Origin of the sequence: Halegenticoccus soli (assembly GCF_002844195.1) — an archaeon.
Taxonomy (GTDB): Archaea; Halobacteriota; Halobacteria; order Halobacteriales; family Haloferacaceae; genus Halegenticoccus; species Halegenticoccus soli.
On record NZ_PEND01000010.1, the window covers coordinates 25098 to 44192 of the forward strand.

The 19095-nt window shown below is 67.4% G+C and carries 24 protein-coding genes and 3 tRNA genes; 14 read left to right on the forward strand and 13 right to left on the reverse strand.

What is annotated here, in order from left to right; translation table 11 throughout:
- Nucleotides 1-18 precede the first annotated feature (18 nt).
- Nucleotides 19-1380, reverse strand: a complete 1362-nt coding sequence (locus CNO20_RS20850; protein ID WP_101298141.1) for a RimK family alpha-L-glutamate ligase — start codon at nucleotides 1378-1380, stop codon at nucleotides 19-21.
- A 162-nt stretch (nucleotides 1381-1542) separates the two neighbouring features.
- On the opposite strand from CNO20_RS20850, the gene CNO20_RS20855 reads away from it, so the two are divergent.
- The 8 genes from CNO20_RS20855 (at nucleotide 1543) to CNO20_RS20890 (ending at nucleotide 7836) form a co-directional block, all read left to right on the forward strand.
- The gene (locus tag CNO20_RS20855; RefSeq protein ID WP_101298142.1) at nucleotides 1543-2568 is read left to right on the forward strand and encodes a succinylglutamate desuccinylase/aspartoacylase family protein; all 1026 of its coding nucleotides are present in this window, start codon (nucleotides 1543-1545) and stop codon (nucleotides 2566-2568) included.
- 213 nt (nucleotides 2569-2781) lie between these two features.
- Nucleotides 2782-3174, forward strand: coding sequence for a succinate dehydrogenase, cytochrome b556 subunit (gene sdhC / locus CNO20_RS20860; protein ID WP_101298143.1), 393 nt, complete (start codon nucleotides 2782-2784; stop codon nucleotides 3172-3174).
- A 1-nt stretch (nucleotide 3175) separates the two neighbouring features.
- Nucleotides 3176-3547, forward strand: coding sequence for a succinate dehydrogenase hydrophobic membrane anchor subunit (locus CNO20_RS20865; RefSeq protein WP_101298144.1), 372 nt, complete (start codon nucleotides 3176-3178; stop codon nucleotides 3545-3547).
- A gap of 1 nt (nucleotide 3548) precedes the next feature.
- The gene (locus CNO20_RS20870) at nucleotides 3549-4430 is read left to right on the forward strand and encodes a succinate dehydrogenase/fumarate reductase iron-sulfur subunit (RefSeq protein ID WP_101298145.1); all 882 of its coding nucleotides are present in this window, start codon (nucleotides 3549-3551) and stop codon (nucleotides 4428-4430) included.
- A 16-nt stretch (nucleotides 4431-4446) separates the two neighbouring features.
- The gene (locus CNO20_RS20875; protein WP_101298146.1) at nucleotides 4447-6282 is read left to right on the forward strand and encodes an FAD-binding protein; all 1836 of its coding nucleotides are present in this window, start codon (nucleotides 4447-4449) and stop codon (nucleotides 6280-6282) included.
- A 172-nt stretch (nucleotides 6283-6454) separates the two neighbouring features.
- A tRNA-Leu gene (locus CNO20_RS20880) sits at nucleotides 6455-6551 on the forward strand.
- 230 nt (nucleotides 6552-6781) lie between these two features.
- Nucleotides 6782-6997 carry a helix-turn-helix domain-containing protein gene (locus tag CNO20_RS20885; RefSeq protein ID WP_101298233.1) on the forward strand — a complete coding sequence of 72 codons (216 nt, stop codon included), beginning with the start codon at nucleotides 6782-6784 and terminating at the stop codon, nucleotides 6995-6997.
- A 584-nt stretch (nucleotides 6998-7581) separates the two neighbouring features.
- Nucleotides 7582-7836 carry a DUF7999 family protein gene (locus CNO20_RS20890; RefSeq protein WP_101298147.1) on the forward strand — a complete coding sequence of 85 codons (255 nt, stop codon included), beginning with the start codon at nucleotides 7582-7584 and terminating at the stop codon, nucleotides 7834-7836.
- Nucleotides 7837-8270: 434 nt separating this feature from the next.
- Here CNO20_RS20890 and CNO20_RS20895 read toward each other — a convergent pair whose 3' ends face one another.
- Nucleotides 8271-8624, reverse strand: coding sequence for a hypothetical protein (locus tag CNO20_RS20895; protein ID WP_143423310.1), 354 nt, complete (start codon nucleotides 8622-8624; stop codon nucleotides 8271-8273).
- A 189-nt stretch (nucleotides 8625-8813) separates the two neighbouring features.
- On the opposite strand from CNO20_RS20895, the gene CNO20_RS23565 reads away from it, so the two are divergent.
- Nucleotides 8814-8981 (forward strand): hypothetical protein, encoded by a 168-nt coding sequence (locus CNO20_RS23565; RefSeq protein ID WP_199174950.1) that lies wholly within the window; start codon nucleotides 8814-8816, stop codon nucleotides 8979-8981.
- A 206-nt stretch (nucleotides 8982-9187) separates the two neighbouring features.
- Nucleotides 9188-9847 (forward strand): helix-turn-helix domain-containing protein, encoded by a 660-nt coding sequence (locus tag CNO20_RS20900; protein ID WP_101298149.1) that lies wholly within the window; start codon nucleotides 9188-9190, stop codon nucleotides 9845-9847.
- Between the two features lie 111 nt (nucleotides 9848-9958).
- On the opposite strand, the gene CNO20_RS20905 is transcribed toward CNO20_RS20900, so the two are convergent.
- The 4 genes from CNO20_RS20905 to CNO20_RS20920 all read right to left on the reverse strand — a co-directional run bounded on the left by CNO20_RS20905 (nucleotide 9959) and on the right by CNO20_RS20920 (nucleotide 12135).
- Nucleotides 9959-10032: transfer RNA gene (locus tag CNO20_RS20905), tRNA-Thr, on the reverse strand.
- A 16-nt stretch (nucleotides 10033-10048) separates the two neighbouring features.
- Nucleotides 10049-10528, reverse strand: a complete 480-nt coding sequence (locus CNO20_RS20910) for a GNAT family N-acetyltransferase (RefSeq protein WP_101298234.1) — start codon at nucleotides 10526-10528, stop codon at nucleotides 10049-10051.
- A gap of 132 nt (nucleotides 10529-10660) precedes the next feature.
- Nucleotides 10661-11287, reverse strand: coding sequence for a CBS domain-containing protein (locus tag CNO20_RS20915; protein ID WP_101298150.1), 627 nt, complete (start codon nucleotides 11285-11287; stop codon nucleotides 10661-10663).
- Nucleotides 11288-11373: 86 nt separating this feature from the next.
- Nucleotides 11374-12135, reverse strand: coding sequence for a GTP cyclohydrolase III (locus tag CNO20_RS20920; RefSeq protein ID WP_101298151.1), 762 nt, complete (start codon nucleotides 12133-12135; stop codon nucleotides 11374-11376).
- Nucleotides 12136-12262: 127 nt separating this feature from the next.
- On the opposite strand from CNO20_RS20920, the gene udk reads away from it, so the two are divergent.
- The gene (udk, locus tag CNO20_RS20925) at nucleotides 12263-12958 is read left to right on the forward strand and encodes a uridine kinase (RefSeq protein ID WP_101298152.1); all 696 of its coding nucleotides are present in this window, start codon (nucleotides 12263-12265) and stop codon (nucleotides 12956-12958) included.
- Between the two features lie 30 nt (nucleotides 12959-12988).
- Here udk and CNO20_RS20930 read toward each other — a convergent pair whose 3' ends face one another.
- The 4 genes from CNO20_RS20930 to CNO20_RS20945 form a co-directional block, all read right to left on the reverse strand.
- Nucleotides 12989-13309: a DUF5785 family protein gene (locus CNO20_RS20930; protein WP_101298153.1), complete on the reverse strand. Its 321-nt coding sequence runs from the start codon at nucleotides 13307-13309 to the stop codon at nucleotides 12989-12991.
- Nucleotides 13310-13398: 89 nt separating this feature from the next.
- Complete coding sequence (locus CNO20_RS20935) at nucleotides 13399-13587, reverse strand: hypothetical protein (protein ID WP_101298154.1); 189 nt, start codon at nucleotides 13585-13587, stop codon at nucleotides 13399-13401.
- A gap of 230 nt (nucleotides 13588-13817) precedes the next feature.
- Nucleotides 13818-13900, reverse strand: a tRNA-Ser gene (locus CNO20_RS20940).
- Between the two features lie 47 nt (nucleotides 13901-13947).
- A complete protein-coding gene (locus tag CNO20_RS20945; RefSeq protein WP_101298155.1) occupies nucleotides 13948-14703 on the reverse strand; it encodes a glycosyltransferase family protein in 756 nt (251 codons plus the stop codon).
- Between the two features lie 94 nt (nucleotides 14704-14797).
- Here CNO20_RS20945 and CNO20_RS20950 point away from each other — a divergent pair, with 94 nt between their 5' ends.
- Both CNO20_RS20950 and CNO20_RS20955 read left to right on the forward strand, forming a co-directional pair.
- A complete protein-coding gene (locus CNO20_RS20950) occupies nucleotides 14798-15772 on the forward strand; it encodes a right-handed parallel beta-helix repeat-containing protein (protein WP_101298156.1) in 975 nt (324 codons plus the stop codon).
- Between the two features lie 244 nt (nucleotides 15773-16016).
- Nucleotides 16017-16217, forward strand: coding sequence for a hypothetical protein (locus tag CNO20_RS20955; protein WP_101298157.1), 201 nt, complete (start codon nucleotides 16017-16019; stop codon nucleotides 16215-16217).
- Nucleotides 16218-16221: 4 nt separating this feature from the next.
- Here the strand turns inward: CNO20_RS20955 and CNO20_RS20960 are convergent, their stop codons facing one another.
- The 3 genes from CNO20_RS20960 to CNO20_RS20970 form a co-directional block, all read right to left on the reverse strand.
- A complete protein-coding gene (locus tag CNO20_RS20960) occupies nucleotides 16222-16857 on the reverse strand; it encodes a uracil-DNA glycosylase (protein ID WP_101298158.1) in 636 nt (211 codons plus the stop codon).
- Nucleotides 16858-16952: 95 nt separating this feature from the next.
- Complete coding sequence (locus CNO20_RS23570) at nucleotides 16953-17264, reverse strand: DUF7976 family protein (protein WP_199174951.1); 312 nt, start codon at nucleotides 17262-17264, stop codon at nucleotides 16953-16955.
- Complete coding sequence (locus CNO20_RS20970) at nucleotides 17261-18301, reverse strand: Mrp/NBP35 family ATP-binding protein (RefSeq protein ID WP_101298159.1); 1041 nt, start codon at nucleotides 18299-18301, stop codon at nucleotides 17261-17263. The genes CNO20_RS23570 and CNO20_RS20970 overlap by 4 nt, the downstream gene beginning before the upstream one ends.
- Before the next feature lie 179 nt (nucleotides 18302-18480).
- On the opposite strand from CNO20_RS20970, the gene CNO20_RS20975 reads away from it, so the two are divergent.
- Nucleotides 18481-18912 (forward strand): DUF7969 family protein, encoded by a 432-nt coding sequence (locus CNO20_RS20975; protein ID WP_101298160.1) that lies wholly within the window; start codon nucleotides 18481-18483, stop codon nucleotides 18910-18912.
- Nucleotides 18913-19095 lie beyond the last annotated feature (183 nt).

The following is a 19095-nucleotide window of genomic DNA, read 5'->3' on the forward strand; positions in this document are numbered from 1 at the left end:
GTCCGGCGGGCGCTACCGCTACTCTTCGAGGTACTCCTCCTCGCGCTCGTCGTCCGGGACGTCCGCGTCTGCCCGCCGGCGGACGTCGACGCGGTAGTGTTCGAGGATGTCGCGGCCGAGGAGCAGCGGGTAGTCCATGTGGCTCCGGTCCTCGACGCTCGCGGTGACGGTGTGCTGCTTGCCGCCGATACCGATGACGAGGTCGACCACGGGCCGGGCCTTCCCCCGCTTCATGCTGCCGGATTTGACGCGCGTCATGCTCTTTATCGGTCCCGCACCGATCTCCGCGGCGAGGCGGGTGTCGATGCTGGTCCGCGTGGCTCCGGTGTCGGACTTGGCGAGCGCCTGCGTCGACCCGCTGGTGCCGCTGACGACGACCTCCTCGATGTACCCGATGATCGGGACCTCCTCCTGCTCCGGCGGTTCGACCCGCGGCATGCTCGCCGGCACCGAGTCGTCCAGCGTCGCCGCGAGCTCCGCGACGCGCTCGTCGTCGACGTCGCCGCCCGCCGCCTCGACGGCCATCTTCGCGATGTACGGCGCGGGACTGCGGCCGGTCGCCTTGTAGAGCCCCTTGAATCCGGCGGTGGGGTTGACTTCGAGGACGAACCAGCCCTCCTCGCCCTCGACGAGGTCGACGCCCGCGTAGTCCAGCCCCATGACGTCGGTCGCGTAGAGGGCGATTTCGGCCGCCTCGTCCGGCAGCTCGTCGGTCGCGTTCTGCACGTCGCCGCCCAGGGCGACGTTCGTCCGCCAGTCCCCTTCGGGCGCGTAGCGGTACATCGCGCCGATGATCTCCTCGCCGACGACGTACACCCGGAGGTCGCGGTGGCGGGTCTCGTCGCGCTCGATGAGCTTCTGGAGGAACGCCTGCCGGTTGCCCACCTTCGGGTTCACCGGCTCCGTCAGATCGACCTTCCACGTTCCGCCGCCGTGGGTGCCGATGGCGGTCTTGTAGACGCCGACCTCGCCGAACCGCTCCCGGCCCTGGTTGAGCCGGTCGTTCGAGAGCGCCAACAGCGCGTCGGGGACCTGGATGTTCCAGTTCGCGAGCGTCGCCGCCGTCGCGAACTTGTGGATCGCCGTCAGCACGGCGTCTGGCTCGTTCAGCATCGGTCGGATGCGGTTGAACGTGGTCGCCAGGCCCAGAAGTTCCGCGGGCTCCTCCGTGTTCGAGAGCAGGAGTCGGTTCGCGACGATGTCGACCTCCGGCTCCACCGTGAGCGCGCTGTCCTCGACGCTGATGGCGGTGTTCTCCCGGCGCAACCAGACGGGCGTGTGGCCAAGGTCCTCTACCGCGTTCAGGATAGCCTTCGTCTCCTTGCTGTTGTGCAGCGACAGGACGCCGACTCGGACGTCGTCCCCATCTGTGATACCCATGTATCCCAACCTATCCGCATCCGGTTTCAAAGATATGCCGGTTGTATCGCCGGTTATCGGCCGATACGGGTCAGATAGGATATGATTTCTCCCGTTAAACGCGCCGTTATCGCGGCCGGACGCGAGGGACGGGTATATATGCGGTCCTCTCCGAGAGGTGGTATGAACGAGGACGGGACCTTCACCTACAACGGGGGGAAGGTCGGTCCGGGGGAGACGCAGAACCTCCGGTACGGGATCAGCGAGACGTACCTCGGCGATCCGATCCGCATCCCGGTAACGATCATCAACGGCGAGCGTCCGGGGCCGACCGTGTTCCTGACGGCCGCGACGCACGGGGACGAACTCAACGGCATCGAAGTCGTGCGCGAGGTGGCACACGAGTGGGACCTCTCCGACCTCGCGGGGACCCTCGTCTGCCTGCCGGTCCTGAACGTCCCCGGGTTCCTCTTCCAGCAGCGGTACCTCCCGATCTACGATCGCGACCTCAACAGGTCGTTTCCGGGCCGGGAGGGATCGACGAGCGCAAAGCGGATGGCGCACGTCATCTACACGAACTTCATCGAACCCTGCGACCTGGGGCTGGACTTCCACACGTCGACCCGCGGGCGGACGAACATGCTGCACGTCCGCGCGGACATGTCCGACCCCGCCGTCGAACGCCTCGCGAAGGCGTTCGGGACGAACGTGATCATCGACAGCGAGGGCCCCGAGGGGACGCTCCGCGGCGAGGCGACGAAGGCCGGCACGCCGACGATCACGATCGAGATGGGGGAGGCGCACCGCTTCCAGCGCGCGCTCATCGACGACGCGCTCGCGGGCGTCGAGAGCGTGTTCGCCGAGTACGGCCTCAGGGAGACGAGCACCGTCCGGTGGCCGGGCTGGCGGACGGTCATCACCGGCGACAGGGAGAAGACGTGGATCCGGGCGGACGCGGGCGGCATCGTCGACATGCACTTCGAGCGCGGCGCGCTCGTCCACGAGGGCGACCAGATCTGCACGATCACCAACCCGTTCAAGGACGACAACGTCGGCGTCGAAGCGCCCTTCACGGGGCTGCTCGTCGGGGTGCTGGAGAACCCGGTCGTCTACCCCGGCAACCCGGTCTGCCACCTCGTCGCGCTCGACGAGCGGACGCGGCGCGTCGTCGAGCGCGAACAGTCCCCGGACTCCGCCGCCGACACGTAGCGGCGGGAAGTCGGACGCACGGTGTGACGTCGGAAACAGGGTGTGACGTCGGACGCGGGGTGCGACGTCGGACGCGGGGTGCGACGTCAAACGCAGGGGCCGGGCGACCGGGCGATCGGCCGCCGACACGGGCAGGAACTGCCGGTTTTCACGCGCACGCGGGCGAGGTTACGTAACTTCTATACCACCCGGGTTCCGAGACTCAAAGCGAGCATGAGTCAGTCTTACAATCGGGGCCTCGTCGAGGACTTCGGCAGGTGGCGCGAGTTCTCGGCCGGGATGTGGGCCTGGATCTTCCACAAGTTCACCGGCTGGGTGCTCGTGGGCTATCTGTTCACGCACATCGCCGTGCTGTCGACGGCGCTGTCGGGCGAGATCCTGTACACGGAGACCATCCGGGCCCTCGAGAGCCTGCTGATCGTCCGCATCCTCGAAGTGGGGCTGCTGGCGGTCGCGGTGTTCCACATCCTCAACGGGCTTCGACTGCTTCTCGTCGACCTGGGCATCGGACTGGAGGCGCAGGACAAGAGCTTCTACGCGTCGCTCGTCCTGACGGGCGCGATCGTCGTGGCGAGCGTCCCGACGTTCGTCGCGGGGGTGTTCTAAGATGGCGGAACGGTACTCCTCGTTCCGGCCGGGCGGCCGCCGCTGGCTGTGGCAGCGCATCACGGCCGCGTTCCTCGTGATCGTGCTGGCGTTTCACTTCTTCCTCCTCCACTTCGTCAACCACGCGGACGAGGTCAGCTTCGCGATGAGCCAGGCCCGCATGACCCAGTGGACCTACTACTCGCTCATGATCCTGTTTCTCGTGACGGCGACGTTCCACGGCGTCAACGGGGTGTACAACGCGCTCATCAACCAGGGGCTGTCCGGCAGCAGGAAGACGGCGGTCAAGTGGACGCTCGTCCTCGCGAGCCTCGTCCTCATCGTCCAGGGGATCCGCACCGCGAACGCATGGGCAGGCATCCAGATCATCTAGCATGAGCACGCAAGAGCAGAAACCCAAGAACCAGACCGAGACCGACACCGAATCGGCGGACGAGGACATCATCGCCGCCAGTTCGCCGCAGCAGCGGCGACTCCGCGAAAAGCGCGGCAGGGAGATCGAGTCGCCGAAGGAGACGGCGGAGCAGGAGGACACCTACCACCTGAAGGTGTTCCGGTACGACCCGGAGGTCGCGGACAAGCAGGAGCCGCGCTTCGACGACTTCCACGTCCCCTACAGGCAGGGGATGACCGTCCTCGACGCGCTCATCTACGCCCGCGACCGCTTCGATTCGAGCCTCACCTTCCGCCACTCCTGCCGGCAGGCCATCTGCGGGTCCGACGCGTTCTTCATCAACGGCCGCCAGCGGCTCGGCTGCCGGACGCAGCTTTCGGACCTGGAAGAGCCGGTGCGCGTCGAGCCGCTCCCCCACCAGGAGGTCGTCAAGGACCTCGTCGTGGACATGGAGCACTTCTACGACCAGATGGAGGCGGTCGAGCCGTACTTCCAGACGAACGAGCTGCCGGAGGGCGAACTGGAAGAACAGCGCCAGTCGCGGGAGAACCACGAGAAGATCAAGATGTCCACGCGGTGCATCTGGTGCGCCGCCTGCTACTCCTCGTGCAACATCGCCGCCGGCGACAACGAGTACCTCGGCCCCGCGGCCATCAACAAGGCGTACCGGTTCGCCATGGACGAGCGGGAGGGCGAGGACCTGAAACAGCACCGCATGCGGATCATCGAGCAGGAACACGGCGTCTGGCGGTGCCAGACCCAGTTCTCCTGTACGATGGTGTGTCCGAAGGACATCCCGCTGACGGAGCACATCCAGGAGCTGAAGCGCGAAGCGGTGAAGAACAACCTGAAGTTCTGGTAACAGCAAGGTGAATCCAATGTACGAACACGACGTACTCGTCGTCGGCGCGGGCGGTGCCGGCCTCCGGGCGGCCATTGCGGCTCACGAGGAGGGAGCGGACGTCGCCATGGTGACGAAGCTCCACCCGGTCCGGAGCCACACCGGCGCGGCCGAGGGCGGGATCAACGCGGCGCTGCGGGAGGGCGACTCCTGGGAGTCTCACGCCTACGACACGATGAAGGGCTCGGACTACCTCGGGGACGCCCCCGCCATCGAAACGCTCTGTAAGGACGCCCCCGAGGACGTCATCACCCTCGAACACTGGGGGATGCCCTTCTCGCGCGAGGAGGACGGACGCGTCTCCCAGCGGCCGTTCGGCGGGCTGTCGTTCCCGCGGACGACGTACGCCGGCGCGGAGACCGGCCACCACCTGCTGCACACGCTGTACGAGCAGGTGGTGAAGCGCGGCGTCACGGTGTACGACGAGTGGTACGTCATGAACCTCGCGGTGACCGACGAACCGGACCCGCGCGACCGTAGCTGTCACGGCGTCGTCGCCTACGACGTGATGACCGGCGAGGTCGCGGGCTTCAAGGCGCGAAACGGCGTCATCCTCGCCACCGGCGGCCCCGGTCAGGCGTACGATCACACGACGAACGCCGTCTCCTGTACGGGCGACGGGCAGGCCATGGCCTACCGCGCGGGCGTCCCGCTTGAGGACATGGAGTTCGTCCAGTTCCACCCGACGACCCTGCCGTCGACGGGCGTCCTCATCTCCGAGGGGGTCCGCGGCGAGGGCGGCATCCTCTACAACGCGGAGGGCGAGCGGTTCATGTTCGAACGCGGCTACGCGAACAACGCCGGCGAACTCGCCAGCCGCGACGTGGTCTCGCGGGCCGAACTCACGGAGGTCAACGAGGGGCGCGGCATCGAGGACGAGTACGTCCACCTCGACATGCGCCACCTCGGCGAGGAGCGCATCATCGACCGCCTGGAGAACATCCTCCACCTCGCAGAGGACTTCGAAGGCGTCGACGGGCTGGAGGAGCCGATGCCGGTGAAACCCGGCCAGCACTACGAGATGGGCGGCATCGAGACGGACGAGAACGGCGAGACGTGCATCTCCGGCCTCTACGCGGCCGGCGAGTGCGCCTGCGTGAGCGTTCACGGCGCGAACCGCCTCGGCGGCAACGCGCTGCCCGAACTCATCGTGTTCGGCAAGCGCGCGGGCCAGCACGCCGCGGGCACGGATCTCGGCGAGGCGAGGCTCACGACCGGCAAGGCGGGCGACGTCGAGGAGGGCGAGGTCGACTCGCCCGTCGCGCTCGGCGAGGCGGGCATCTCCGACGAGGCCGTCGCCGACGGCGGGGCCGCGACGCTCACCGACCCGGACGAGGTGGTAGAGGCCGCGGTCGAGGCCGAGCGCCGCCGCGTCGAGTACCTGATGAACAAGGACGACGGCATCCAGCACGCCGAGATCCGCGCCCGGGTCCAGAAGGCGATGACGAAGTGGGTCAACGTCTTCCGGAACGAGGAGGGCCTCAAGAAGGCGCTCCGCGAGATCCGCGCGGCGCGCGAAGACTACCAGCACGTGTACGTCGCCGACCCCTCGCGGACGTTCAACACGGACCTCCAGCAGACGATCGAGACGCGGAACGTGATAGACATCGCCGAGACGATCACGCTGGGCGCGCTCGCGCGAAACGAGTTCCGCGGCGCGCACTGGCGGCAGGAGCACCAGGAGCGCGACGACGAGAACTGGCTCAAACACACGATGCTGTCGTGGAACAACGGCGAGCCGGAACTGTGGTACAAGCCGGTCCTCCTCGAGGGCGAGGAGAAGACCTACGAGCCGAAGATCCGGAGCTACTGAGCCCCGCCGCCCCGTTTCAGTTCCTCGATCCGCTCAATTCCGTCTCTTCTGTCGGTTTCCGGTCAGTTCGGCCACTCGTCTCCCTCGCGGGCCGTCCGAGTCGACCGTCGAGCCGGCGTCCGATTTCGCGGAAGTGACAAAGGTATTAAGTCCTCGCCGCGTACCCCGAAGAGGAAGGGTAGCTCAGTGGTAGAGCATCGCCGCCTCAGGGTTCACACCCGAGCGGCGGATTAATACAGCTTCGCGTGGTTCGAATCCCGCCCCTTCCGCTCTTTTCCGCACCGCCGCGGCGGAGCGCGACCGACGGCGGCCGAACAATGGTCGACGACGGTCGAAAACGCCCCGCGTTGCGCCCGCCTCGACCGCCTCGAAGAATTCACGCGGAATCGAATAAACCGTCTCGACCGGACGTACGAGCCCCGACGCGGCCGCCCCGTGAGATCGACAATTGTCGAGTGGAAGTTTTATTATCGTCGAAACCGAGGGAGGGCGTACGATGATGCAGCGGACGACGACGCAGACGACGATCCCCGGGGACTTGCGGTCGCCGCGGGCGAAACTGGTCTACCTCTACCTGTCGACGCACGGCTCCGCGACGGTGACGGAGCTCCAGGACGCGCTCCGGATGCGGAAGCTCTCCCTGTACAGCATCCTCGCGACGCTTCGCGACCGGGGACTGGTCAGCCGAGAGGCCGAGCGGTACGTCCTCCGCTGAGCGGCTCATCGGGCTCTCCGGCGGACGCGGCGAGTCGACCGCTCTCACACGAAGCTGAGGACGAGTCCGAGCAGGATCACCGCGAAGATCAGCAGCACGACGACGAGGAAAAACAGGTCCGGTCCCTCCATACCGTTACCTACGGCGTTCTTTCGGAATAAATGTTCACCCGTCGGAAAATCCAGCGTCGAGTGAAAATCCGGCGCGGTTCCGACTCCGGGGCCGTCGGGACCGCGCCGGTCGGCGACTACTCCTCGTCGTCCGGCACGAGCATCTCCGGGTGGCGGCGGTGCCGGGGCTCCGCGAGGAATTTTTTTATCCGTCTCACTTCGTCAGAATCTGGATTACCTCCCATGGAATGATAATCGTGCGGTGACGCGAATAAGCGCTCCGCATGAATACTCAGGTCGGGCGGTTCGTCCCCGACGGCGGACTGACAGCCCGAGGCGGAATCACCCGATCCGGTGAAAACCCGACCGACGGAGTCCCCGACGCTTCGACGACACGTACCCCTATTGAGTCATCCGTTCGGGGGGATAGCGGACATATCAGAGCTTAAGCGGCCGAGGCGCGTACGCGGGAACATGGCTGCGGTACGTCAGAACGCCGAGGGGGAGACGGTCCGCGTCGTCAGGCCGATGAACGACCACGGCGCGATGACCGTCGAGGTCGAAGAGCGGAACGCGACGCGGCACGTCGTCGAATACGCCACTCCGGAGTTGGAATCGACGCTCCGGGCGCTCCCCGCCGGAACGTCGATTCCGCTCGTGCTGGAGCCGCTCGGAGTGCGCGCGAACGCGTGGCGGGCCGTCGAAATCCGAACGCCCAGGCCGGCGTAACCCGCCGGTCGGCCGGCTTTCCCGTCGGTGCGTGGACTCGAAGCCCCTCGCCGTCGTCGAACGGATTTTCGTGTCACGGAAAGGTATATTCGTCGAGCTTAAAAAGACGTTGAGAAGACAAGCAAACTTCTTAACGCGGATATTCGAGAACTGATCACCGACGGGGAAACCGCTGAAGCGGGACAGCGTAACATCGTCGTAACTCGGTGCCTCTGACAAGGTGTTAAAAGGTCCCGGTTTCAGCCGGACGCATCGAACCGGTTCCATCCGCTCGGATCTCCCCGTCCCGTGCGCGAAACAACGAGTTCATGACTTGCGCCCCCTCTCCGGGGGTGCCTCCTTGTACCACACACGTGCAGGAGCCGGAGGTCCGACGCGCGAGCGGGCGGTCCGCGAGTCGCGCCGGTCCGAGACGCGGGCGACCGTCGGACCAGTCAGGGGAGAATCCGCCGGAGGAATCGCCTCACCCGCTCTGTGAGCGTCGGAGCGCACTCGGGACAGCGACGATACGGACGGTCGGAGCGCGACCGCCCCGAGCGGCCGACGACGAGCGCCGACCCGCAGTTCGGGCACCCGCTCGCGTTGGCGCCGTGCACCCCGAATCCGTACCAGTTCGCCGCCTTCCGACACCGTTGACAGTCGGTCGGATCGACCGGCGGCGAAACGCCGACGCGCTCCGTCGGCGACCACGTCTCGTGGCCGTCGACCCACGGCGGCGGCGGCGTGTTGACGACGGAGTCGACGCGCCGCCGGCAATCGGCGCAGAGGTTGTCGTAGTCGTAGTCCATCTTCCCACCTATCAGAGATCGCGCAAGACGAGATCGGACGGCGTCGACCGACCGAACTCGGCGCACGCGGATCAGTTCGTTCCGGAGCGCCATCATTCCTTTCCGACGGCGTTCCGAACGTTTCATAACTCGGACAGTGACTGCGGTTATCCGCGTGCGGGTCGTACGATCCCCGGGAGGAGGTGGCCAATGAGCAAGCAAGATCTCGATCGCGGTACCGCGGACGAGAGGGAGGTGGACATCGCCTGGCAACTGTACCTGGACCGGGGCGTGATACTACCGGGCTACGCGGGGGAGATCGCACAGCGTCGCCGCATACTGTCGGAGTGGGCCGACGAGGACGAACCGCTTTCGTGATCACGTCCGAAGTGCCGCTGCGGGTCGCGCCCGGCTCTCGTCGTTCGTCACGCCCGCAAACGCCCGGGTGCGCCGAGCGCGACCGGGGACCGAAATCCGGCTTCGGTCCACAACCGCCGAGAGGAACTCGCGCACAGTGAGATACCGTAGCGCGGCGTGGACGGGTGAGAAGTGTTAAGCGCGACAGACGAACTAGCTGGATCTACATGGCGACGATCGTGAGAGGGACGATCCCGGCCGACGAGTTCGCCCTCTACAACACGTTGACGGCGGATCCCGAACTGGAGTTCGAAGTGGAACGGATCGTGAAGAGCGGTCCGGACGCGATCATGCCCCTCGTCTGGATACGCGGGGGCGAAAGCGAGACGGTGAAAGAGCGCCTCGATGAGGACCCGAGCGTAGAGAACCTCTCGCTCCTCGCGGACTTCGAGGCGGAACAGCTGTACCGCATGGAGTGGATCGACCACGTGGAGCTCGTGCTCCACATGATCACGAACTCGAACGCGACGGTCATGGACGCGTACGGATCGGACCGAAGCTGGTCCCTCCGAATCATGTACCCGACGCGCGATTCGGTGAGCGAGACCCACGAGTTCTGTCGCGCCAAGGGTCTCACCTTCGACGTCGGCGTGATCCGCGAACTGAACGGGGAGCCCGCCGGTCGGTACGGCCTCTCGAAGGAGCAGTACGAAGCGCTCAGGACGGCCTGCGAGCGCGGGTACTTCGACGTCCCCCGCGAAAGCACGTTGGAGGACCTCGCCGATCACCTCGACGTCTCTCACCAAGCGCTCTCCGAACGAATGCGCCGGGGTCACCGAGCGCTGGTCGAGGACACGCTGCTCGTCGGCCCGCCGAACGACGAGTAGCCGCCCGTCGCGTCGTCCCGAACCCCTTCGTTTCGGCTGCACGGTGAGAATCCGCCCAGAGGTAGTCGTACTCGGTGAGAAAATCGATCGGATCGAGCCCCTGACGTGGCAAGCCAGGAGTGGGATTCGAACCCACGAAGTCTCGATTACAAGTCGAGTGCATGAACCGCCCATGCTCTCCTGGCCCGGCGCGGCCGGTAGTTACCCGTCTTCCCTTGTCTTATTATCGCTTTCGACGCGCTTTTCCAGTTCGATCCGATGCGGCCGGTATCCGTGGCGTCGGTAAAAACGGATCGCGTCGCGGTTGCTCGCCATCGCTTCGAGCGAGACGACGTCCGCGCCGCGGGCGGTCAGCCGGGCCTCGGCCGCGCCCATGAGCGCCGATCCGATCCCCTCGCCGCGGCGGTCGGCGCGCACGTAGAGGTTCCGAACGAGTCCGCGACAGACCTCCTGTTCGTACGATCCGATTTCGAGGCCGAACATCACGAACCCGACGATCTCCGGGTCGCGGGCGACGAGCAGGCCGTCCGTGACGATGTGTCGGGTGACCGCCTCGCGGACCGCCGCGCGGTTCGCGTCCGCCGCCAGGTGCGAGCCGTACTCGCGCTGTCCGCGCGCGAGCCGCACCCAGAGGTCCGCGACGACGTCAGCCTCCGCTATCTCCGGCGTGTCGATGTTCATTCCGTTCACCCACCGGTCGCCCGGGGACCCGCGAGCCGATCGCGTCATTCGGCGTCCGCAACGGCGGAGTACTCTCCCGGCGAACAAAGACTTTTCTGCACCGACTACCGTGTCGAATCCTCCCGCCGGACGTTATATCTCGAGACAGTCGGCGCAGACGAGCTGTCCGTTGGCGTTCGTCAGCCCGTCGGCGAACGTTCCGCAGACCTCACAGATGCTCTGCGTCGCGTAGTCGGTTTCGTCCGCGTCGTAGGCGCTCTCGCTCGCCCCCGGAGCGGACCGATCGTCGGCGACCTCGGCGACGGTGTGTTGCTCCTCCGAGGCGTGCGACCGCGTCGCCGCCATCAGGTCGCCGGCGGTGAGCACGCCGACGAGTCCGCCGTCTTCGACGACGAGCAGCCGCCCGACCGCCTCCGAAACCATCCGCTCTTCGGCCTCCGAGAGCGCGTCGCTCGCGTCGATCTCGGGGGCCGGCGCGGTCATGACGTGCGACACTCGCATCTCGGCCGGGTTCGGTTCGCCGCGAGCGAGCACTCCCTCGGAGTTGTCCGCGAGGGCTCCGTTCTCGCGGCCGTTGACGAACGCCGCGAGCGCGTCGCGGGCCGACAGCATCCCGACGGGGGTCTGTCCGCGCAGCACGACGGCGGAGTCGACCCCTTCGTCCAGCAGCAGCTCCACCGCCGCGCCGACCGCGTCGGACTCGCTCACCCCGACGAACTCCCTCGTCATGACATCTCGAACCGTGGCGTCACCTAGCATATATAGTGATTCGGAAGACCCCGGCTAAAAGGTACCTCCAGCACGCTTATGAGACGAGCGGCGAAATATAGGGGTTCGGAGCGCCGTTACGGCTCGAAGACGACCGAAGCGTCGGTCCGCCGGCACGATTCCAGCGCGTGCTTGGCGCGCATCCCCGCGCCGTGGGCGCTCCGCGCCGCTCCGACCCCGACTTTCAGTTCGACGTCCGCCTCGGACGCGACGGCCTCCAGCGCCGCGCGGTAGTCGGACGCGGAGAGCTCCGGCGCGATGGCGATGACGTTGTCGCCGCCGACGAAGAACGATAGCGCCCCGTGCTCTTCCCGCATGTGCCGCATCAGCGACGCGTACCCCTGTTCGATGTGGATGAACGAGTCGAACTCGTTGAGCTGGTCGGTGTACCGGCCGGTCGCGTCGTTCACGTCGAAGTGGGCGATCCGCACGTCGTCGTCCCGGCGGTCGGCCTCCGCGAGGAACTCCCCCGACAGCACTTCGCGGCGGTCGCCGTCCTGCGCGCTGCCGACGGCCTGCAGGCGTTCGCTGGCCGCCGCGAGGGCGTCGATCGGTCGCGGCGCGGCCGCCACGCCGAGGCTGACGGTGACTGGATAGCGGTTTGCGATCGTCTCCTGGAGGAGCCGGTGGGCGTCGCGGCCGATCCCGTTGGTGAGGGCGACCATGTTGTCGAAGCGAGTGAAGAAGACGTAGCCGTCGCGCGAGCCGACGAACTGGGCGAGATCGGCGAACAGGCGCGACTGAAGCGTCTGGAGGTCCATCTCGCGGCGGGGCTCCGGCGTGACCGTCCAGGGACCGTAGTTGTCGATCTGGATCTGGGTGAGCTGCGCGTTCGTCACAGTTCTGAGCTACGTCCAGCTCCTGATAAGGGCTGCTGAATCCGATCCGGCGTGTCGAGTGTGAACAAGCGACTACTACGGAGAGCAAACAGCAGCTTTCAAACCGTTGCCCGACCGTCTCCCGGTGATGACCATCCCGTCGTTCGTCATCGGCATCGCGGGCGGGACCGGAGCCGGCAAGACGACCGTCGCGCGGCTCGTCACCGAAAGCGTCGGGGAGTCGGTGACGCGGATCCCGCTGGACAACTACTACCTGGATCTGAGTCACCTCGACGTGGCCGACCGACAGGAGGTGAACTACGATCACCCGTCGGCGTTCGAGTGGGACCTGCTGTACGAGCACCTGACCGACCTGCTCGAAGGGCGGCCGGTCGAGATGCCCCAGTACGACTTCGAGGTCCACAACCGGAAGGACGAGCGGATCCGCGTGGAGCCGACCGACGTGATCGTTCTCGAAGGCATCCTCGCGCTCTACGACGAGCGGATAACCGAGATGCTCGACCTCCGGCTGTACGTCGAAACGGACGCGGACGTGCGCATCCTCCGGCGGATCCAGCGCGACGTCATCGAGCGCGGTCGGGGCCTCGACGGGGTCATCGACCAGTACCTCTCGACGGTCAAGCCGATGCACGAGCAGTTCGTCGAATCGACGAAGAAACACGCCGACCTCATCATCCCCGAGGGGGCGAACAACGTGGCGGTGAACCTGCTGGAGGAGAAGGTGCAGTCCGAAGTAGGGGACGACGGGGTCAGACGCTGGGAACGCGACGCGCCGGAGCGGGAGATGGTCGGTCGGGTTCCGCTCGACGGGCCGGAGAACTGAGCGGGCGGCGGGTGCCTTCTCCCGACGCGATCAGGCCTTGTTCCCCTTCACGAACGCGTCCGCGCCCTCGTAGAACCAGAAGCCCTCCGCGCGCATCGCGCGGCCGACGGCCCTGTGGAAGTCGACGAAGTCCGAGAACTCCTCTTTGTCCACGGCTTCGAAGATTTCGCGGAGGCTCACGACGCGCTCGTAGTCGAGGCGGATCGGGTCGTCGCCGTACTCGGCGACGAACTCGTCGCGCGACAGCGGGAAGTCCTCGTCTTCGTCCACCTTCTTGGCGATGACGGCGTGGCCGTACTTGCGCATTCCCTCGCTGCCCTGCTCGCCGTCGGGGTCGTGGGGCCAGTCCATACTCGTGGCTTGCCCGGACGGCTCAAAGCCGTTACGCTCTCCGCGCTCGCTGCCGGGCGACGACGCGGGGCGAAGGTCGGTCGCTACCCTTACTCCGTGTGGGCCGCCGCGTGCGGGTACTGGGTCAATTCGACGAACTCGCGCGCGCCGCACGCAGCGCACTCCTCCGGCGGTTCGTACCGGTGGCCGCCCCCCTCCTCGCGGAAGACGGTTCCGGCGTAAATGACGTGGCAGTTCTCGCAGACGAACTCGACGGGGCGCTCGGGACTGTGGGACATATCGTGTCGTTCGTCCGTTTCGGTAATGAGCCTTTGTCAAGCGAATGAGTACTTCAGGATCCGCGGGGAGTAGACGTGGGACCGACGCGCGCGGGGGATCAGACGCGGTGTCGGTGCGCTATCGGTCCGCTATCAGTCCGCTATCGGTGCGCTGTCACCGTGCCGTCGCACCGTCGTGCCGCTAGTTGTGCGAGCACGCCCGGCCCTCCCCGGTCAGCCGCCTCAGAAGGCGGTGGGACTGGGATTCGAACCCAGGAGGCCGAAGGCCACCTGCTTTCAAGGCAGGCGCAATAGTCCACTCTGCCATCCCACCGGCACCGCACTCTACCGGGGGACGATCCTAAGGTTTGTCGGTCGCCGTCACTCCCGGACGACGCGGGGCTCCCCGTCGCCGAACTCCGCGCGAAGGCCCTTCTCGCGGACGAAGGTCGCCGCGTGCTTCGGGACGATGCGACGGGCCTCGATCCGCGCTTCGAGCAGGGGGAGGAGGTGGAGCAGATCGTCTCCCCGCTCGACGACCGGCTGCATCGGGAGGAACTCGACGCTGTGGCCGGCGTCCGTCGCCCGCGCCGTCAGCGTCTCAAGCTCGGGCGGCGCGAACGCGCCGGCGTAGTCGATCGGTTCCGTGAACCCGGCGTAGTACGCGCGGCCGCCGGTCGCCGGTCCGAGGACCACCTCGTTCGTTCGGAGCTTCATCGCCGCCGAGTCGACGATCGTTCGCGTGAGGAACGCGGCGGACCCGCGGACGACCGCGACCGACTGCACGCCCTCCTCCCGCAGGAGGTGCGTCGCCGCGTTGCCCGCGCGGGCGTCGAAGGTCGACCCCACCTGCACCTCGAAGCGCACGTCCTCGACCCCACCGAGCGCGTCGGCCGCGAGCGCGCGCACCTCCGCCTCGGCGCTCTCGTCGCCCGCGTACTCGTCCGGAAGTAGGTCGTCCGGCCGGTAGTTCACGAGCAACTCCCCGCCGGAACGCTCCGCGGCGAGGAGGGCGTCCTTCACCATCACGGCGTAGAGCTCGGCCGCCTCGGCCTCCGTGAGCGGGCTCGTCTCGGCCAGCTCCGGCAGCACCAACCCCTCCCGGGGCGGATCCGCGAGGACGACGATGACTGTCATACCGGACAGTGGTCCCGGCGCGCCCTTGAACCCGCTGATCCCGCCGCCCGGTCGGCGGACACGCTCATGTGCTCGCGGCCCTTTCGGGCGGAACGTGACTCGACCGACCGCTCCCGGATCCCCGGATCCCCCGCCCGTCGTCGCCTCGCACGGGGCGTTCGACACCGTACAGGCGGCCTACGACGAGGCCCCCCGCGACCGCGGCGTCAGCATCGAACTCACCGGAGCGTACGACCCGAGCGCCGAGTCGTATCCGATCGCGCTCCACGCTGACGGGGATGACTTCGCACCCTTCGCGCTCCGGGGGCAGGGGCCGTCCGTCACCCGGATCGGTCACGACGACGTCGGGGGCGACGTGCTCTCGATCAGGGGCGCGGGACCCGCGGGGTACTCGTACCCGTTCACGATCGAGAACCTCCGCGTCCACGGCGGCGAGGGCGGCGCGGGGATCGCCGTCGAGTCGTCCCCGCAGGGGATCGTCGACACGGTCGTCCTTCGGACGAAGGGACACGGCGTCCGCGTCGGAGAGGGCGAGCACGGCTCCTACGGGACGACCTTTTCGAACGTCCAGGCGTGGAACTGCGGCGGCGACGGGTTCCGCCTCGACTCGGGGGCGAATCCGCACAGCACCCACTTCTACGGCTGCCGGGCGACCGCCTGTCGGGGTGTCGGCTTCCGCCTCCGGGGCTACAAGACGGCGATCCACGGCGGGACGGTCCAGCTCTGTCACTCCCACGGCATCGACGTCCGCTCGCCCGCGGTCTCGATCCGCGACGCGTACGTCGAGGGCAACGGCCGCCGGGAGGACCACCCGGTCGAAGTGTACGGCGACGGCGCGCACGGCCTGTCCGTCTCGGGCTGTTACTTCCACGGGGCGACGCCGCGGCGGTGCTGGCACGACCGCGACTGCGTGCTGCGGGCGGTGAACCTCCACGGGTCGAAGGGAGTGGCGGTCCGCGACTGCGTGTACCGGCGGTACGGCGACCGGTTCTTCAAGGGGTTCGGCTGCGAGCGCGCCGCGCTGTACGACGAAACGCACGTCGCGCTCGACGGGACGCCGCTTCGGTGACGTCGCGGCATTTCGCTCGGTTCTCCCTCCGTCAGACGATCGTCTGACGCGACTTTATAGTGTTCGAGACAGTACGCGTAAGTGGACAGACTCAGTGTGATCCTGGGTTGGTCCGACACTTTGACACACCACCCCTTCTGCGGTCGCCCCACCCGAACGACGAGTGGCTCCTCCGAGCCGAGTTCGGGCGGGGTTCGCCCCGATTCGCCGGAGAGGTTTAGTACGGCCGGACGGAGGATTGCCCATGAACTCGATCGGATCAGTCACCCGCATCGTCGTCGCGCTCCTCGGACTCGCGCTGGTCGGTTCGCTCGCGCTCTTCGGACTCGGCCTCCAGTCGAGACCGGCCGCTCTCGTCGTGTTCGTGCTCGTGACCGTCGCCGTGGCGGGGGCCGCGCTGCTCGGCGCTCGCGGCGGCGGCGGTACCTCGACCCCGTACTGGTAGTCCGTCAGCGACCGCGTCGACCCTTCGTCTGCCGATAGTCCCGCCCGAACACCTCCGTTTTCACGTGCTCGACGAACGCCTCCGTCAGTTCGTCCGTCTGCCGGTCGAGTTCGACCATCGGGACCAGCTCGAAGCCCCGACCGCGGATCGTCGTCGCGTGTTCCTCGTCCGCGTCGAAGCTGTCCGGACGGCGGGTCGTGTACTCGACGGCGAGTGCTTCGAGCGCCCGCTGCCCGATCGGGACGATGATCTCCGGGTTGATCATCCGGATCTCGGCGTTGAGGTACGGCTCGCAGTTGGCGATCTCCTCGTCCGTCGGCGCGCGCTCGGGGTGCCGACATCGGGTCAGATACGTCACGAAGACGTTCTGGAGGTCCGGCTCCGCCGCGTCCGGCGGGGTACGCGACAGGCCGAGCTCGCCCAGGATGTACTGGAGGCGCCGTCCGGCCTCGTCGCCGACGAAGGGGATTCCGCTCTCGTCGGCGCCCCTGCCGGGCATCTCTCCGATGAAGAGGAACTCGGCGCCGACGTCGCCGTAGCCGTGGACGACGTTCGACCGCGTCTCGCGGAGCGCCGGGCAGTTCGCGCAGGTCTCGTCCATGCTGAACGGATTCTTCAGCGTGTCCTGGTGTGCGTCCACGGTCGAACCTCGGGCGGCGCGCACCAAAATCCGTCGGGTCGACGTCCCCGTTGTCGGCTGCTCGGTCGGCGCGCGGTCGCCGCGCGAGGCGTTTACTACCGCTCTCTGCCGCCCCGCTCCTTGATGCGCATGATGTTGCGCACGTTCAGATAGATCTCCTCCGGCGACGTGTCGCCGCTCTCGTCGTAGAGGTCGCTCACGCGGTAGAGGATTGCCGCCACCTGTCTGCTCTCGGAACTGTCGCTCCGGACGTCGTCGGCAATCTCGCGCAGGAATCGGACGCGCTCCGGATCCGGTTCGAACGCCGTCTCGCCGTCGGCCGTCTCCGACCGTTCGGCGTCCCCGGAGCCTTCGGACGGACGCCGGCCGCCCTTCGTCCGGTTCGCGTCGACGTTCGCGTCCCTCATCGTCCACTCGCCCGGCGGCGGTTGACGATTCCGACGTTGTTCGCGACGTTCTCGGTCAGCACGCGGAACGCGTCGGCCGTCTCGCTTTCCTCTTCGAGCACGATCGGCTCGCCGCCGTCGCCGCCCGTTCGGACCGCGGGATCGAGCGGGACGCCACCGAGGTAGGGGAGGTCCGTCTCGTCCGCCAGCGCCTTCCCGCCGCCCGATCCGAACACGTCGTGGACGCTCCCGCAGTCGGGACAGCGGAACCCGGCCATGTTCTCGACGACCCCGAGGACGTTCGTCTCGTGCTTGCCGAACATCCGGAGGCCCTTCCGCGCGTCGTCGAGCGCCACGTCCTGTGGCGTCGTGACGATCACCGCGCCGGTGAGCGGCAGCGTCTGCAGCACCGTCAGCTGGGTGTCGCCCGTGCCCGGCGGGAGGTCGACGACCATGTAGTCCAGCTCGCCCCACTCCACGTCCTCGACGAGCTGCGTGAGGAGCTTGTGGACCATCGGTCCGCGCCAGATGACCGGGTCGTCCTCGCCGACGAGGAACGCCATGCTCATGAGCTTCATCCCGTACTTCTCCGGGGGAACGATCTTCCGCTCCGCGGTCGCCTGGGGGCGCTCGTCGGCGGCGACCATCCGCGGGACGTTCGGCCCGTACACGTCGGCGTCGAACAGCCCGACCCGAGCGCCGAGCTTCGACAGCCCGGCGGCGAGGTTGACCGCGACGGTCGACTTCCCAACGCCGCCCTTGCCGGAGGCGACGGCGACGACGTTCTTCACGCCCGGCAGGACCTGCTCGTCGGACGTGAGATCGGAGGGGAGCTTCGCGGTGAGTTCGACAGCTACGTCCTCGTCTTCGAGCACCTCGCGGACGCGCTCGGCGATCCGCGTTTCGTGCGGCGCGTACGGCGCTCCGAGGGCGAGCGAGATTCGGACGGTTCCGTCCTCGACCTGGATGGCGTTGACGAGCCCCTGCGAGACGATGTCCTCACCGAGGTCGGGATCCTCGACCTCCCGGAGTCGCTCGCGCACGTCCGCTTCGTTCATGTCCAACCTTCGGAGGGAACGGCGGATAAGAGTTGCCACCGAGGGCGGATTTTCCCCGGTCGCCGCACTGGTCACCGCACCGTCCGAGTGCGCTCCGCCCGACGGGACGGCGGAGACGTCCCAGCACCGGACGCGCGTCCGACGCGGACGTTAAACCCGCGGAGGGCGTAGCTCGGGCGATGACCTTCACCGTCACCTACTCCTGTCCCCACTGCGGGAAGCTCGTCGAACTCGAACGGGACGAGTACCTCGCCGACAAGGCGGTCACGCCGTTCCCGTTCGAGGGGTGGGAGTACGCCGCCCCCGACGAGGACTACGAGGAAGCCGACGGCGTGAAGTTCGTCTGCGGGGAGGACGAGTCGGCGTCGGCCGCCGGCGAGGTCGGCAAGGACGACTCCGCGCGCACCGCCGAGATCGGGCCGGACGGCGAGCTGGTCGACGCTCCGGAGGGGTGCGGCCGACGGTTCTACCTGAGCTTCGTGAAGTTCGAAAACGGGGAGGAACTCGACCCGCGGAGACCGTCTGAGTTCGTCGAGATCAACCCCGCCGACCGGGTGACGGGTATTCGGGGCCCCCGCGGTCCTCGGGGCCCCGGCGGCTTCTGGTCCTGAAGTCCCCTGTCCCGGAGCGCGTCAGAGCGTCCGAGCATCCGCTCCGTGAGTGCGAACAGGCGGCGCGGTCCGGAGGAAACGCGAAGCGGCGCGCCGCACACCCGCCTCGACTCGCTTCGCGACCGTCGTCAGCGCATACGTGCGGCTGGTCCCGTTTTCGGATAAAAACTCTCGCCGCCGGGG